The following is a 15,819-nucleotide window of genomic DNA, read 5'->3' on the forward strand; positions in this document are numbered from 1 at the left end:
TTTAAAACGGCAAAACATGAAAACTCCATCTTTAATTCTGATGACAATTATTTTATGTAATCTCAGTATCCCAATAAATGCTCAGATACTAACCTCCCGCCAGCAAAAGGAAGATTTTGACACCTTATATAGCTTACTACATCAGGTACATCCGGACTTATTTCTGTATCAAACACAAAAAGAATTTGAAAAGAAACATGATTCAATATATAGTTCGTTGAATAAAGAACGAAACCTTTCTGATTTTTACTTTATAGTCTCTCCATTTGTTGCATCTGTTAAAGATGGTCATACTAATTTCACAATTCCTGCTACTCAAGACAGAATTGACTATTTGAATAATGGAGGGCTGACTCTGCCTCTACGCTTAAAAATAGTAGAGAATAAGATATTGGTTGATTTTCCTCTAATATCCTGTTCAATACAGGAAAATGATGAAATAATATGTATGAATAATATAAATAGTCAAACCATATTAAGCCAATTGTATCTCTTACTGGGAGCTGAAAAAGGAAACGCTATTAAGGAAAATCAATTGACCAGTTATCTTTCTACTTTGCTATGGTATAAATATAATTGGGGTGAAAAATATGATTTTACAATTAAAAGAGGAAAAAAGATCTGGAAAGAATCATTGAATGGTATCAGTCAAGCAGATGCCTTCCCTGTTTTAAAAGCACGACTTGGCAAAAGTCTGCCACAATTTGTTTATACTCTAAGTTCGGATAAACAGACTGCTACTCTGCAAATAATGAACTTATATCAATTACCACAACTAAAACAATTTTGTGACTCAGTCTTTTCGGTGATTAACAGAGAACATGTACCCAATTTGGTTATAGATGTCAGGAATAACAAAGGAGGGTCAAGTGCCGGAGTTGACATGCTTCTGTCATACTTATCGCATGATGCTTATACATTATATATCAAAACTGATTTAAAAATCAGTTCGTACTCAAAACGGTACAATGAGCAAAAACATCCGGAAACCTATGAAGAGATCAAAAATTTACCTGACGGTTCTTTATTTGCTATTCGGGATTCTTTCGTAGAGGGAAACCGGGACAAAGCAGACATTTATAAAGGATCAGTTACAGTATTGGTAAATGAATCCACTTATTCCGGAGCCTCGACATTTGCATCTGCCATTAAAAAATCTCATGCAGGAAAAGTTCTTGGCGAAACCGGCTGCCCAACTGTATATTTTGGCAATTACATGTCATTCACATTACCCAATTCCCGATTAGAATATTATATCTCACTCAATAAATTTTATGAATAAGAGGGTATCAAAACTCTTTTCACCACGGAGTAACAAGGAGTATCACAGAACCTTTTTTTTATTAATAATCAACAATTTGAAATCGATTCTGTGTTACTCCGTGTCCTCTGCGGTGAGTTTTGATATCCTTATATTTATTTTGAAGATGTTCCACTCTCAAGAATACTGACAATTGAAAAGAGAGTGAAGCAAATGGCACCCAAACCGGCTAATACGCGTGCAGGGATAAAATAATCATCATGCGTCGTACCCAATTCAAAAACGAAAGAAGCCAGAAACAAACAGGCCAACGCCGTCAATACCGGAATCAAAGGGATGCGGTTGGCCAAAGCAAATTCTCTTCCCCAAATTTTCGCCAGCAGAATTACTTTACTTGAAATGCTGTAACAAACCAGCCCAAGCCCAATCATGATGTATCCGATTACTCCGTTAGTGGTGCTTGAATCGGAAAAAATAACAAACAGTCCCCAAAGAAGCGAAACGGTTCCCATCAACAATACGAGTTTTGGCCATCTTTTACGTTCTCTATCCGTATACACATTTCTGATTTGACGGGCAATAGTAGCAACCAAAGCAATCAGGCTTGTGCAAATGCAAGCTAAACCTACCATCACATGCCCTGCTACGAAATAAGCAGGATGTACATCACTCTTGGCTAATAAAACGAAAGCCCAGATCCAGGCAATCAACGATATAGTGATAGCTATTGTTTTTAATATACGCTCTTGGCCCTTGGTAAACGCTCCTTCAGGAATACCGTTACCAATCATTTTTGAATTGGCAGGAATCAATGAAAAACGGGTAGAAGATGTTGCTGCGGTTGCTACACAAGTAGTTATCAGTCCCACTCCGGCAACTACATGTCCAGCTACGAAAGAGGAGGTAGAGGTAGATCGGGTAAACATGCAAATTCCGCCAATAATTGTGACAACAGCAGCCAGATAACCGATAATAGGCAATGCATATAAAGAACCTCGCCCGTAAGTATGTATGATTTGCCGGATAATAGTAGCGGCTGTTGCAAATAATGCAATGCAAATCATACCTAATGAAAAAACTACCGGACCTGCTACTAGTCGGTTAGAGTCATCGCCATATGCACTGATAAACGCCCCGTAGCCAAAACAAAACAGAGCCATTGCCAAGGGAATTGCTCTGAACAATACACTTATACCGTAATTCATAACATATAGGTTTTAAAATTTCACTGATAAACAAGACATGTAGTTTTTTGTTTCACCCCCCTTACTACTTTTTACACTCTTTTCACAAGATAGCCTTTTCTATCATACTGAAATTAAAAAGCCTTTTCTTGTATGAAAACGAATGTTTTTGTACATTTGCACCCTTAAAATAGGGAGGGTATCCCAATCTTAAATTGTAATATAGTAAAATTGTAAATATAGCCATGAGCAAGAAATTTGCCGAATATTCGCAGTTCGACCTTTCGAAGGTGAATAAGGACGTGTTGAAAAAATGGGACGAAAACCAAGTTTTCGCCAAGAGTATGACAGAACGTGAAGGCTGTCCTTCGTTTGTATTTTTTGAAGGACCTCCATCAGCTAACGGTATGCCGGGTATTCACCACGTAATGGCTCGTTCTATCAAAGATATTTTCTGTCGTTACAAAACGATGAAGGGCTATCAGGTGAAACGTAAAGCCGGTTGGGACACACACGGACTTCCTGTTGAGTTGGGGGTTGAAAAGTCTTTGGGAATCACAAAAGAGGATATAGGAAAAACAATTTCAGTAGCCGAATACAATGCTCACTGTCGTCAGGATGTGATGAAGTTTACAAAGGAATGGGAAGACCTGACTCACAAAATGGGCTATTGGGTGGATATGAAGCATCCATACATTACATATGATAATCGTTACATCGAAACCTTGTGGTGGTTGCTAAAACAATTGTATAAAAAAGGATTACTGTATAAAGGATACACCATCCAACCCTATTCTCCGGCAGCAGGAACCGGATTAAGTTCACACGAACTGAATCAACCGGGATGTTATCGGGACGTGAAAGATACAACAGTAGTGGCACAATTCAAAATGAAGAACCCCAAACCGGAAATGGCACAATGGGGCACTCCTTATTTCCTGGCATGGACCACTACTCCATGGACATTACCTTCAAATACCGCACTCTGTGTCGGCCCTAAAATTGATTATGTAGCAGTTCAATCATATAACGCATATACAGGACAACCCATCACGGTGGTATTGGCAAAGGCGTTATTGAATGCACATTTTAATCCGAAAGCAGCCGAACTGAAGCTGGAAGATTATAAGGCAGGTGATAAGTTGGTTCCTTTCAAAGTGATAGCTGAATATAAAGGTCCTGATTTAGTAGGCATGGAATACGAGCAATTAATTCCGTGGGTAAATCCGGGCGAAGGTGCTTTCAGAGTAATTTTGGGCGATTATGTAACGACGGAAGACGGTACAGGTATCGTACATATTGCACCTACATTTGGTGCCGATGACGCCCAAGTAGCAAAAGCTGCCGGCATACCTCCGCTACAGTTGGTTAATAAAAAGGGAGAACTTCGTCCGATGGTAGATTTGACCGGTAAATTCTATACTTTAGATGAATTGGATGAAGACTTTATAAAACAGCGCGTTAACGTAGATTTATATAAAGAGTATGCTGGCCGCTTTGTGAAGAATGCATATGATCCAAATCTGTCCGATCAGGATGAGTCATTGGATGTAAGTATCTGTATGATGATGAAGGTTAATAATCAAGCTTTCAAAATAGAGAAGCATGTGCATAATTATCCCCATTGCTGGCGTACAGATAAACCGGTACTATATTATCCGCTGGACAGCTGGTTTATTCGTTCTACAGCTTGCAAAGAACGAATGATAGAATTGAATAAGACTATTAACTGGAAACCGGAGTCTACCGGAACCGGTCGTTTTGGAAAATGGCTGGAAAACCTGAATGACTGGAACTTAAGCCGTTCTCGTTATTGGGGTACTCCATTACCGATTTGGCGAACAGAAGATAACAGTGACGAAAAATGTATCGAGTCGGTTGAAGAGCTATATAATGAAATAGAAAAATCAGTCGCTGCAGGATATATGCAGTCGAATCCTTATAAAGATAAAGGTTTCGTACCGGGTGAATATAATGAAGAGAATTATAATAAGATAGATCTTCATCGCCCTTATGTAGACGATATTATCCTTGTCTCAAAGGACGGGAAGCCGATGAAACGTGAAGCAGACTTGATCGACGTATGGTTTGATTCGGGCGCAATGCCGTATGCCCAGATTCATTATCCATTTGAAAATAAAGAATTGTTGGATAGTCATCAGGTATACCCGGCCGATTTTATAGCGGAAGGAGTAGACCAGACTCGCGGATGGTTCTTTACTTTACATGCCATTGCAACAATGGTATTCGATAGCGTCTCTTATAAGGCTGTTATTTCCAATGGATTAGTATTAGATAAAAATGGCAACAAGATGTCTAAACGTTTAGGTAATGCTGTTGACCCATTCTCTACTATTGAACAATATGGCTCTGATCCGTTACGCTGGTATATGATCACTAACTCTTCTCCATGGGACAACCTGAAGTTTGATGTTGATGGCATTGAAGAGGTACGCCGTAAATTCTTCGGAACGTTATACAATACTTATTCTTTCTTTGCCCTGTATGCCAATGTAGACGGTTTTGAATACAAGGAAGCCGATCTTCCGATGAATGAGCGTCCGGAAATTGACCGATGGATTCTATCCGTCTTGAATACATTAGTAAAAGAGGTAGATACTTGCTACAATGAATATGAACCGACTAAAGCCGGACGTTTAATTTCAGATTTTGTAAATGATAATCTGTCTAACTGGTATGTTCGCCTGAACCGTAAACGTTTCTGGGGTGGTGGATTCACTCAAGATAAGCTCTCTGCATATCAGACTCTGTATACATGTTTGGAGACTGTAGCCAAACTGATGGCACCTATCGCTCCATTCTATGCAGACCGCTTGTACAGTGATTTGATCGGAGTAACAGGCCGTGATAACGTTGTATCTGTCCATCTTGCCAAATTCCCGGAATACAATGAGAAAATGGTTGATAAAGAACTGGAAGCACAAATGCAAATGGCACAAGATGTCACTTCCATGGTGCTGGCATTACGCCGTAAAGTAAACATTAAGGTTCGCCAGCCATTGCAGTGTATTATGATTCCCGTGGTAGATGAAGTTCAAAAAGCGCATATCGAAGCCGTGAAAGCATTAATCATGAGCGAAGTGAACGTAAAAGAGATCAAGTTTGTGGATGGTGCGGCAGGTGTTCTGGTGAAAAAAGTGAAGTGTGACTTCAAAAAACTAGGACCAAAATTTGGAAAACAAATGAAAGCTGTAGCAGCTGCTGTAGCAGAAATGTCACAAGAAGCTATTGCAGAACTTGAAAAGAATGGTAAGTACACCTTTGATTTGGGCGGAGCAGAAGCTGTGATAGAATCGGCGGATGTGGAAATCTTCAGTGAAGATATTCCGGGATGGTTGGTTGCCAATGAAGGGAAACTGACTGTTGCACTTGAGGTTACCGTGACAGACGAACTCCGTCGTGAAGGAATTGCTCGTGAATTGGTAAATCGCATTCAAAATATCCGTAAATCAAGCGGTTTCGAGATTACAGACAAAATAAAATTAACATTATCTAAAAATCCGCAGACTGATGATGCGGTAAATGAATATAATAGTTATATTTGTAACCAAGTTTTGGGTACATCCCTTACTTTAGCAGATGAAGTAAAAGACGGAACAGAATTGAATTTCGACGACTTCTCTTTGTTTGTGAATGTAGTGAAAGAATAATTCTAATACTAATAATCTATAAACAGTAAAAGTTATGGCAGAAAAGACAAGATATTCGGATGCGGAACTGGAAGAATTCCGCGCCATCATTAATGAAAAACTGGAATTAGCACAACGTGACTATGAACAGTTAAAACTAAGTCTAATGGGACTGGACGGAAACGATACAGATGACACGTCTCCTACATATAAGGTTTTGGAAGAAGGAGCGAATACGTTGTCAAAAGAAGAAACCACACGTTTGGCACAACGCCAGTTGAAGTTTATTCAAGGCTTGCAAGCTGCTTTGGTACGTATCGAGAATAAGACGTATGGCATCTGCCGCGAAACTGGAAAGTTAATTCCTGCAGAGCGTCTGCGTGCTGTGCCTCATGCTACACTGAGCATCGAAGCAAAGAACAGTGGAAAGAAATAAATAGTAGGCTACGAGCTACCTGTTACAAGAAACAAGGGTTTCACACAACTATATTGTGTTCCTCTTTTTGATTGTCATTGGTAGCTCGTAACTTGTATAACTGATAGCTTAACAAAGATGAAAAAACTACTCACGAAAGGACAAATCGCTATACTCGTCATTTTTTCTGTCTTGATTATTGATCAGGTCATAAAGATTTGGATCAAAACTCACATGTATTGGCATGAAAGTATTCGCATTACGGATTGGTTTTATATCTATTTCACTGAAAATAATGGTATGGCGTTTGGAATGGAGCTTTTTGGGAAACTCTTTTTAACTACATTCCGAATCGTTGCAGTAGGATTAATAGGATGGTATCTATACAAAATTGTAAAAAGAGGATTAAAGACCGGATATATTATCTGTGTATCATTAATTCTAACCGGTGCATTGGGTAATATCATCGACAGTGTATTCTATGGAGTCATCTTCAACGAAAGTACACATTCACAAATAGCCAGTTTCATGCCTGATGGCGGCGGTTATTCTACTTGGTTTTATGGTAAAGTTGTCGATATGTTCTATTTCCCGATCATTGATACCAACTGGCCGACATGGATGCCTTTTGTCGGAGGAGAACATTTTATTTTCTTCAGTCCGATCTTTAATTTTGCAGATGCCGCCATTAGTTGCGGAATTATTGCCTTATTACTATTCTACAGCAAATACCTGAATGATTCATATCATCATTCTGTGACTAAAAAGTAAAAAACAGGTAATGAAAAAGTTTTTCCGATTTCAATTATGTTGTATTTGTCTTTTGGTACTGATTGTATCTGCTTGTAAGGTGAAAAGGCCGGACAGCGTCATATCAGAATCGGAGATGGAAAATTTATTATACGATTATCACATTGCCAAAGCGATGGGAGAGAACATGCCCGGTGGTGAGAACTATAAAAAGGCATTGTACGTCGAAGCAGTATTCAAAAAGTATGGTACGACAGAAGAAGTTTTCGACTCATCAATGGTATGGTATACCCGAAATACAAAAATATTATCGGAAATCTATGAGAAAGTGAACAAAAGACTGAAAGCGCAGCAAAATGCCATCAACCATCTGATTGCATTACGTGACAATAAACCTAAGATGTCTGCTCCGGGTGACAGCATCGATGTTTGGGCATGGCAGCGAATTGCTCAATTAACAGAGGCTCCATTAAACAATAAATTTACGTTCACTCTACCTTCTGATACGAACTTCAAAAAACGCGATGTGTTGCTTTGGAAAATGCAATATAACTTCCTGAGTGAAATTCCTGATTCAACAATGGCTCCAATAATGGCTATGCAGATTGTTTATGAAAACGACACAGTGACCCATAGTTGTGTGAAGCACATTTTTAAATCTGGCATTCAAAATATTCGTCTCCAATCGGATACAATGAATATCAAGGAGATAAAAGGATTTATCTTTTGTCCGCTATCTGAGGAATCAATAACACTTCTGGTCAGTGATATTTCATTGACCCGTTATCATGCAAATGATTCAATAACACAGATAGGTAGAGATTCTCTAAAAACTGATTCAATAAAAGAAAAAAGTAAAGACGATTCTATTCAGAAGAAAACTCCCAAAGACACTATTCAAGCATCATCACCCCATCAACGTACGAATCCGAACGATCTGAATCGTCCTAATAATGATGTCCGGCCTATTAAACCGGAACAACGTGAAAAAGAGATGCAGATAGAAAAAGAGAAACAGCAATTGGAAAGACAACAAAGGACCAATCCAAGGAGGCCATTACGTCGTCAGAATAATTAAGAGAGAATATGAAGCGTTTTGCTGCACATTATTTATTTGTTCCGGGAAGTGGATTTTTAAAGCAATATGCGATAGAAATAGAAGGAGGATATATTTGTCATATCTTTCCTTTCAGCGAAGAAATAGAGTCTGTAGAATGGTTTCCGGGTGTCATACTACTGACTCCACAAGAAGAATCAGATATAAATACTTTGTTTAACTTTACTAATATAGAAAAACAAAGTATTTATATTCCGAAAGTTACCATAGATATGAAATGGCGGGCTTATTTATTATATCCTTTCAATTTTGTTACAATGCAGCCTGTCGCCGAAACTCTGCACAGACAATTGCAGTAGCAATAGCAACATTTAGTGATTCTGAAGTCTCTCGTTCTGCAGGATAGTTAGGGATATATAACTTACGGTTTACCAGCTTCTCTATCTCAGGGCTGATACCATTTCCTTCGTTACCCATTATTATAATTCCATTCTTCGACAAGGGTTGTTCATACATATTTTCCCCATCTAAAAGAGTACCATATACAGGTACATTCCCTAACGAATGCATCAAGTCCGGTAAAGCTGTATAATACACTTTTACTCTGGCAATTCCTCCCATTGTGGCTTGTATTGTCTTGGGATTGAACACATCAACTGTGTTGGGCGAACAAAAAATGTGCTCAATTCCGAACCAATCGGCAAGACGAATGATCGTACCAAGATTTCCAGGATCTTGTATATCGTCCAAAGCCAAACACAAAGAATTGCGGATAGCTTCCATATCGATTTCATATTCAGGTTGTTCAAACAATGCTAATACCTGTTGTGGTGTCTTCAACAGACTGGTACGGGAAAGCTCCTCTGAAGTTACTTCAATGACTTCTGCTGCTTGAACTGCAGGATGTTCCTCAAGCCAATCAGATGTTGCTATCAATAGTTTACAAGGGAAATATCCTAATACATCACCAACAAGCTTCGGACCTTCTGCTAAAAAAACTTTTTCCTCTTTCCTGATTTTCTTTAATTCCAGCGAACGAATATATTTTATTCTATTTTTACTTAATATGCTCATCTAAATCTCATTTTATGGCAAAGCTATAAAGATATTCTTAATTAGCTATCATATTTACCTTCCTTTTATGGATTAATTTCATTCCCATTAACAATATTTACATTGATAAAATCGTATAATCTACTTAATTTTAGTAGATTTGTTATACGATATTATATTGATATACAAAGTAGAGAATCCTTTTACGAATAATATATGAAATATAATAAAAGAAAAGAATTATAATTTACTGTTTTTAGAAAAAGTTCCTCCTCTATTAAATATAGAAAAACTTTAAACAATAGGTATATATCAGAATCCTTGGAATATATTGAACGGCTGCAGCAAATTTAAATATTCACTCAAGTATTACCTTTAAAAACTAATTGAAATGTTGAACGAAAAAAGAACTCAAAGAATTATGAAAAGTAAATTCCTGATATTTTTGTCGGCAGTAGCCATGCTGTTATTATTTAGCAATTGTGGAAGCAAAACAACAAGTAATGATCAGGCCACTACCGAAGTGAAAGACACTGTCACTTCAAAAGAAGAAGCTGTACCGGATAGTGTATCTATCTTGGGAGACCAGGTATATGATATAGTGAACACAGCTCCCGAATTTCCGGGAGGAATGAAAGCGTGTCTCGAGTTTCTCTACAAGAATATTACTTATCCGGCACAAGCTATTGAAAGTAAGCAGGAAGGTCAGGTTGTGATACAGTTTGTTGTTACCAAAAATGGTAAAATTATTGATCCGAAAGTTGTGAAAAGTGTATCTCCATCACTTGACGCAGAGGCCATACGGATCATAAATTTAATGCCTGACTGGACTCCGGGAAAACAAAAAAATGGTCAGGAAGTGAATTCACGGTTTACACTTCCAGTCCGTTTTACACTTAAATGATATAATCATCTATAAAAATGCCGGAAGATGCTTTTCAGCTCTTCCGGCATTTTTATTTCCCAAAACGAAAAATATGGTTTATATTTGTATCTTGTTTGGCATAATCTATTAAAAACCGTATATGAAGAAAGGGATTCTTTACACGATTCTTCTTTATCTTGCTTTGTCACTGGCTTCGTGCTCTGCCACTAAGTTTGTACCGGATGGCTCTTATCTATTGGATGAGGTAAAAATACATACTGACAATAAAGAAATAAAACCTTCGGACATGCGACTTTATGTTCGCCAGAATCCTAATTCTAAATGGTTCAGTACCATCAAAACCCAGCTATATGTATATAATTGGTCCGGACGGGATTCTACAAAATGGTTCAATCGATTCCTGCGTAAAATAGGAGATGCTCCGGTAATATACAATGAATCCGACGCTATACGCTCTCAAGAAGAAATTGCTAAAGCAGTGCAAAATTTAGGATATATGGGAGCTAGCGTAAAAAGAACTACAAAAACGAAAAAGAAAAAGCTAAAATTATTTTATGAAATCACTTCAGGCAAACCTTATATTGTACGTACACTGAAATATGATATTTCTGATAAGAAAATAGCAGAATATCTTCGGAATGATTCTACCCAATCAATGTTAAGAGAAGGAATGCTTTTCGATGTAAATGTACTCGATGCGGAACGACAGCGCATTACAGACTATCTATTATGTAACGGTTATTATAAATTTAATAAGGATTACATTACTTATACAGCTGACACTGCCCGCAATACCCATCAAGTGGATCTCACTTTACACTTATTACCTTATAAAACTTATGTCGGAGATACTCCTAAAGAGCATTTTCAGTATAAGATTAACAAAATCAATTTCATTACCGATTATGATGTTCTGCAATCGTCAGCTTTGAGTAGCATTGAGATCAACGATTCCTTGCATTATAACGGATTTCCGATCTACTATAAAGACAAGCTATATTTACGTCCCAAAGTGTTAGTGGATAACCTGAGATTTGCATCCGGAGATTTATATGACGAACGTAATGTACAGAAGACTTATACTTACTTTGGACGACTATCGGCGCTCAAATATACTAATATTCGTTTTTTCGAAACTCAAAATGGCGATAGCACCCAATTAAATTGTTATGTCATGCTAACTAAAAGCAAGCATAAATCTATCTCTTTTGAACTGGAAGGCACTAATTCTGCAGGAGATTTGGGAGCTGCCGCATCTGTTTCTTTTCAACATAGAAATTTATTCCGCGGCTCGGAAACCTTCATGGTAAAGTTTCGTGGAGCATACGAGGCTATTTCGGGATTACAACCGGGTTATAAAAACCATAACTATACTGAATACGGAGTCGAAACAAGCATTAATTTCCCCAATTTCTTGTTTCCTTTTCTCACGTCTGACTTTAAACGACGAATAAAAGCAACTACAGAATTCGGCTTGCAATATAATTATCAATTACGTCCGGAGTTCTCACGTACCATTGCCTCGGCTTCGTGGAGCTATAAATGGATACAAAAACAGAAAATACAGCATCGCATCGATTTGTTGGATATCAGTTATCTCTATCTGCCTTGGATTTCGTCTCAATTCCAGGAAGATTATATTAATAAGGATAAAGATAATTATATTCTCAAATATAATTATGAAAATCGTTTGATTGTACGTATGGGATACAATTATAGCTATAATAGTGCGGGTGGAGCTCTTGTCAATAATACAATTACAACTAATTCTTATTCTATACGGGCTGGCTTCGAATCAGCAGGTAATATTCTTTACGGAATTTCGAAAATGATTAATATGAGAAAAAATAAAGATGGCGAATATGCTATTTTAGGTATACCATATGCACAATATTTAAAAGGAGATTTTGATTTTGCCAAAAATATTATTATTGACCATCGTAATTCTCTTGCATTTCATGCCGGAATAGGAATCGCTGTTCCTTATGGAAATGCCAAAGTAGTTCCTTTTGAAAAAAGATATTTTTCAGGAGGAGCAAACAGTGTTAGAGGATGGTCCGTACGCAATTTAGGACCGGGATCCTTTGCCGGAGATGGGAATTTCATGAATCAATCCGGAGATATTAAACTGGATGCAAGTATCGAATACCGTACTCGTCTATTCTGGAAGTTTCGTGGAGCAGCATTTATCGATGCAGGAAATATATGGACTATTCGCGAATATGAAAATCAGCCGGGTGGTGTTTTTGAATTTGATAAGTTTTATAAGCAGATTGCCGTTGCTTATGGATTAGGGCTCAGACTTGACTTAGACTTTTTTGTACTTCGCTTTGATGGGGGGATGAAAGCTATAAATCCTAAATATAAAAAAGCAAAAGAGCGCTATCCTATTATTCATCCTAGATTCAGCCGCGATTTCGCATTCCATTTTGCAGTAGGCTATCCATTCTAGTTATACATTACAGGGAGATAGATACAAAAAAGATGAAACTTACTCTCAGAGTTTAAGTTTCATCTTTATATTTTATTTATTTCAATAATCAACGTGCAGCAAAGAGCAGTCCACCCATTGTAGCCTGACGTGCAGCCATCATACCTTGTGCATCAAGAGTTACATTCATTTTATCTCCATTCGGTAAGTTCATTTCAGCAGTACCGTCATTGTTCATTTTCAATAGCTCTGTGCTAACTCCATCGGCAACAACATTCCAAGTATTTGCTTCTTTATTATAAATCAACTCCATAGCTGAATCTTCACCTTCTTTAGTGATAGAATAGCCATTTTCAAGAGTCTTTACTAAATAATCCCCATTCTCACCTTTCACTTTCTTAACATCACCTACATTAGCCATCGGGTTGGTTCCACTCCAGAACTCAATAGAATTGATAACCAAAGCGTCCGCCAGATAAGCAACACCATATACCGGAACGATATTTAAAGCAAGAAAAACAAGTTCATTCACAAATTTCGTACCAATAGACTGGTTCCAGGAAGAAATACGATTAAACAGTCCGAATGATCCTACACATGAACTAAATAGGATAGTACCACTGAGAAAAATGGCAGCAACCAAAGTCAATCTGTTCTTTTTCATACTAAATTTATTATTTGTTATTACGTTAATATTATAGATCATTTATATAAAAATGATCCAGTTATATGCTGCAAATATAATCTTTTTAGTCAAAGAGAACAAATTTAGGTTACTTTTCCATTTACAATTTTCGTTTGTTTTTGAGTTGTCGTCCTATCACATAATCAACTGAATATTTCCCGGGACCACTAATATACATCAAAACAAAAATAATCAGATATACTAACGCCAGCTCTTTCATTGCAAAAATATCATTGGCATGAATAACAAAGAATGCAATTACCATAGTAAAAATCATCGGAATCATAGCCAATCTATATAAGAAGCCTATAATAAAGGCCATTGAACATGCCAACTCTGCAAAAACAGCCAATCCTAAAGAGAGGGGAGAACCCAGCCCTAATGGATCAGGAAAGGATGTGGAAAGTTCCTGAAAATTGCTCCACTTTTGTATACCATGATTCATCAACAACAGGCCAAACGAAATTCTTAGAATCAACAAGAATAGAGATGCTCCGGCACTGTCTGGTTTTAGAGGAAATAAAAATTTGTAAATCATAAGTTTATATTTTTAGATTTTATAATATAAACAACTGGCAATTTTGTATTGTTTACTTGATACAAATCAAATAACGATAAAATCTGAAAAAAACAAGAATAATATCCGACCCATAAATTATCACTTTTGTTATATCAATAAACATTAGCGAATATAATCATGAAAGAAATATGGAAGTTCTTGAAAAGTTGTCTTGAAGAAATAGGCAGAAATATTCTCAAAGAGTATGGCTATTCCGATGATTAATAACTGTTTTATTAAATATTGACTTCAAAGAAAATGCATTGCTTCAAAAAGGCAATGCATTTTTTATCGGTATTGCAAAAAAAATATAATGTGAGCATCTTTTTGATATCTGATCTGTTATATCAACAATATAAAAAAAAATAACTATGGACTATCTATTTTTCTATCTATTCTTTTTGTTCATTATATGGACATTTATCGTAAAAAGTATACATGATGCACCCGAAATGGAAGATATCGAGTAGAATCTATAAAAAAATAAAGGAGGATCTATACAATAGTATGTCCTCCTTTCATTATTTCTATTTATTATTCTCCTTCGAGGAAGGAGCAATGTAGTCTTCCTTAATGAATTCATCATATACTTTCTTTGGATGATCAAAAGGAGCTACCCCCGTACGATTTTCATTAAAATTCTCACGTCTGAATTTTTTCAGTTTAAGATTATCTTCTGCATATTCCCGAAGTTTCTTCTTTTCATGCCCATACAATGAGCTGTCCAGAACTTCCGAATCCAACAGACTCTCTTTAGGGGTGATAGATGGTAACAGTTTTTGCTCTAATAATCCACGATAAGCACCATTATACTCACACCATACACAGTCTCCTAAAACAAACAGCCGATAAGTGTATCTGGACCATGCTGTCTTAATAGTCACTTCGCGAGAATAAATCTCCACAGTTGCCTCCGAATCGAATGCCTGATCACGGATTACAACCAATTTCCTACCCGAAATATCTTCCTTAATAAGGGTCATCCATTTTTCGGAATTCAGAATTTCCCCGATAATATCAGGTAATTTTTCTTTAATTTCAAATTGTATTCTCATATCATTCGCCTGTGGGCCAGGACTTATTAATTGCCCCCAATAATAATCAATTTCCTAAAGATAGTAAGTTTTGGAGTTAAAAACAAAATTAAAACCATTTTTTTCCAGTCTTTTTGCTATAATTATCCATCTATTTACTGTCAAATACATAAAACTCAATATCCTCATCAATTTTACATATAACTTTTCAATCTGAAAGGTATTATCATTAAAAAGAAACTGATGTCAGCGTAAGAATGCTAACATTTCATAAGAACAATGACAAACGTATAAAATCAATTTTTGCCTCATTCGTTCTATTGCTCCTCTGTTCGGTTTTACACCTGTCAATCAGACGATACTCCCATTTAGCGAACTGGTATGTGTACTCCTTTATGGCTAGACTTAGAGAAGTGATATATAAGAAGAAATAAAACAACTTCTAGATAGCAAATGGACGTACTTGTATAGGGCATTTAATTGAACTCATTTGGATTTTTGTATTATCAGAAAAGAGAAATTCTCCTCAGATTTTACATTATATCCTGAAATAATTAAAAAGGAAAAGCTCTAAAAAATGATTTTCAGAGCTTTTCCTTTTTTAACTTGTACACCCTCAGGGACTCGAACCCTGGACCCATTGATTAAGAGTCAATTGCTCTACCAGCTGAGCTAAGAGTGCATTGCCATCAAGCGTTCTTGATTTCGGGTGCAAAGGTAAACCTTTATTTTTAAATGGCAAATATTTAAGAGACTTTTTTAATACGGAATAATGTCTTTTATTCCGTATAAAGAATAAACTGTTGTTTTTAAGTATCAAGTTACAAATAATCACACAAAACAAATGATCTCAT

At 36.7% G+C, this 15,819-nt stretch carries 13 protein-coding genes and 1 tRNA gene; 8 read left to right on the top strand and 6 right to left on the bottom strand.

Annotated features, from left to right (window positions below; all coding sequences use genetic code 11):
- The first annotated feature begins 16 nt into the window (after positions 1–16).
- Positions 17–1,282, top strand: a complete 1,266-nt coding sequence (locus BSHG_RS23325; protein WP_008660233.1) for a S41 family peptidase — start codon at positions 17–19, stop codon at positions 1,280–1,282.
- 134 nt (positions 1,283–1,416) lie between these two features.
- Here the strand turns inward: BSHG_RS23325 and BSHG_RS06825 are convergent, their stop codons facing one another.
- Positions 1,417–2,466, bottom strand: a complete 1,050-nt coding sequence (locus BSHG_RS06825; protein ID WP_005787672.1) for a DUF2776 domain-containing protein — start codon at positions 2,464–2,466, stop codon at positions 1,417–1,419.
- A 224-nt stretch (positions 2,467–2,690) separates the two neighbouring features.
- Between BSHG_RS06825 and ileS the strand changes: the two genes are divergently transcribed.
- The 5 genes from ileS (at position 2,691) to BSHG_RS23550 (ending at position 8,676) form a co-directional block, all read left to right on the top strand.
- Positions 2,691–6,116 (top strand): isoleucine--tRNA ligase, encoded by a 3,426-nt coding sequence (ileS, locus tag BSHG_RS06820; protein WP_005787674.1) that lies wholly within the window; start codon positions 2,691–2,693, stop codon positions 6,114–6,116.
- 34 nt (positions 6,117–6,150) lie between these two features.
- Positions 6,151–6,531, top strand: coding sequence for a TraR/DksA family transcriptional regulator (locus tag BSHG_RS06815; RefSeq protein ID WP_005777736.1), 381 nt, complete (start codon positions 6,151–6,153; stop codon positions 6,529–6,531).
- A gap of 117 nt (positions 6,532–6,648) precedes the next feature.
- Positions 6,649–7,281 (top strand): lipoprotein signal peptidase, encoded by a 633-nt coding sequence (locus BSHG_RS06810; protein ID WP_005787678.1) that lies wholly within the window; start codon positions 6,649–6,651, stop codon positions 7,279–7,281.
- 10 nt (positions 7,282–7,291) lie between these two features.
- Entirely contained in the window at positions 7,292–8,338 is a 1,047-nt protein-coding gene (locus tag BSHG_RS06805) for a DUF4296 domain-containing protein (protein WP_008660240.1), read from the top strand.
- Between the two features lie 8 nt (positions 8,339–8,346).
- Positions 8,347–8,676: a hypothetical protein gene (locus BSHG_RS23550; protein ID WP_005787682.1), complete on the top strand. Its 330-nt coding sequence runs from the start codon at positions 8,347–8,349 to the stop codon at positions 8,674–8,676.
- On the opposite strand, the gene BSHG_RS06795 is transcribed toward BSHG_RS23550, so the two are convergent.
- The gene (locus tag BSHG_RS06795) at positions 8,630–9,391 is read right to left on the bottom strand and encodes a TrmH family RNA methyltransferase (RefSeq protein ID WP_005787685.1); all 762 of its coding nucleotides are present in this window, start codon (positions 9,389–9,391) and stop codon (positions 8,630–8,632) included. The genes BSHG_RS23550 and BSHG_RS06795 overlap by 47 nt on opposite strands.
- Positions 9,392–9,761: 370 nt before the next feature.
- On the opposite strand from BSHG_RS06795, the gene BSHG_RS06790 reads away from it, so the two are divergent.
- Both BSHG_RS06790 and BSHG_RS06785 read left to right on the top strand, forming a co-directional pair.
- On the top strand, positions 9,762–10,274 hold the full coding sequence (locus BSHG_RS06790; protein ID WP_005787688.1) for an energy transducer TonB: 513 nt from the start codon (positions 9,762–9,764) through the stop codon (positions 10,272–10,274).
- 121 nt (positions 10,275–10,395) lie between these two features.
- A complete protein-coding gene (locus tag BSHG_RS06785; RefSeq protein ID WP_008660243.1) occupies positions 10,396–12,708 on the top strand; it encodes a BamA/TamA family outer membrane protein in 2,313 nt (770 codons plus the stop codon).
- A gap of 88 nt (positions 12,709–12,796) precedes the next feature.
- On the opposite strand, the gene BSHG_RS06780 is transcribed toward BSHG_RS06785, so the two are convergent.
- The 4 genes from BSHG_RS06780 to BSHG_RS06765 all read right to left on the bottom strand — a co-directional run bounded on the left by BSHG_RS06780 (position 12,797) and on the right by BSHG_RS06765 (position 15,647).
- Entirely contained in the window at positions 12,797–13,351 is a 555-nt protein-coding gene (locus tag BSHG_RS06780) for a DUF3332 domain-containing protein (RefSeq protein WP_005787692.1), read from the bottom strand.
- A 121-nt stretch (positions 13,352–13,472) separates the two neighbouring features.
- Entirely contained in the window at positions 13,473–13,910 is a 438-nt protein-coding gene (locus BSHG_RS06775; protein ID WP_005787693.1) for a DoxX family protein, read from the bottom strand.
- Positions 13,911–14,458: 548 nt separating this feature from the next.
- A complete protein-coding gene (locus BSHG_RS06770) occupies positions 14,459–14,986 on the bottom strand; it encodes a hypothetical protein (protein WP_005787699.1) in 528 nt (175 codons plus the stop codon).
- Positions 14,987–15,574: 588 nt separating this feature from the next.
- Positions 15,575–15,647, bottom strand: a tRNA-Lys gene (locus tag BSHG_RS06765).
- Positions 15,648–15,819 lie beyond the last annotated feature (172 nt).

This window comes from Bacteroides sp. 3_2_5 (assembly GCF_000159855.2).
Taxonomy (GTDB): Bacteria; Bacteroidota; Bacteroidia; order Bacteroidales; family Bacteroidaceae; genus Bacteroides; species Bacteroides fragilis.

Excerpts from the sequence above, each read along its gene's own strand:
- BSHG_RS23325 (WP_008660233.1), top strand. The coding sequence starts at position 17 with ATGAAAACTCCATCTTTAATTCTGATGACAATTATTTTATGTAATCTC.
- BSHG_RS06825 (WP_005787672.1), bottom strand. The coding sequence starts at position 2,466 with ATGAATTACGGTATAAGTGTATTGTTCAGAGCAATTCCCTTGGCAATG.
- ileS (WP_005787674.1), top strand. The coding sequence starts at position 2,691 with ATGAGCAAGAAATTTGCCGAATATTCGCAGTTCGACCTTTCGAAGGTG.
- BSHG_RS06815 (WP_005777736.1), top strand. The coding sequence starts at position 6,151 with ATGGCAGAAAAGACAAGATATTCGGATGCGGAACTGGAAGAATTCCGC.
- BSHG_RS06810 (WP_005787678.1), top strand. The coding sequence starts at position 6,649 with ATGAAAAAACTACTCACGAAAGGACAAATCGCTATACTCGTCATTTTT.
- BSHG_RS06805 (WP_008660240.1), top strand. The coding sequence starts at position 7,292 with ATGAAAAAGTTTTTCCGATTTCAATTATGTTGTATTTGTCTTTTGGTA.
- BSHG_RS23550 (WP_005787682.1), top strand. The coding sequence starts at position 8,347 with ATGAAGCGTTTTGCTGCACATTATTTATTTGTTCCGGGAAGTGGATTT.
- BSHG_RS06795 (WP_005787685.1), bottom strand. The coding sequence starts at position 9,391 with ATGAGCATATTAAGTAAAAATAGAATAAAATATATTCGTTCGCTGGAA.
- BSHG_RS06790 (WP_005787688.1), top strand. The coding sequence starts at position 9,762 with ATGTTGAACGAAAAAAGAACTCAAAGAATTATGAAAAGTAAATTCCTG.
- BSHG_RS06785 (WP_008660243.1), top strand. The coding sequence starts at position 10,396 with ATGAAGAAAGGGATTCTTTACACGATTCTTCTTTATCTTGCTTTGTCA.
- BSHG_RS06780 (WP_005787692.1), bottom strand. The coding sequence starts at position 13,351 with ATGAAAAAGAACAGATTGACTTTGGTTGCTGCCATTTTTCTCAGTGGT.
- BSHG_RS06775 (WP_005787693.1), bottom strand. The coding sequence starts at position 13,910 with ATGATTTACAAATTTTTATTTCCTCTAAAACCAGACAGTGCCGGAGCA.
- BSHG_RS06770 (WP_005787699.1), bottom strand. The coding sequence starts at position 14,986 with ATGAGAATACAATTTGAAATTAAAGAAAAATTACCTGATATTATCGGG.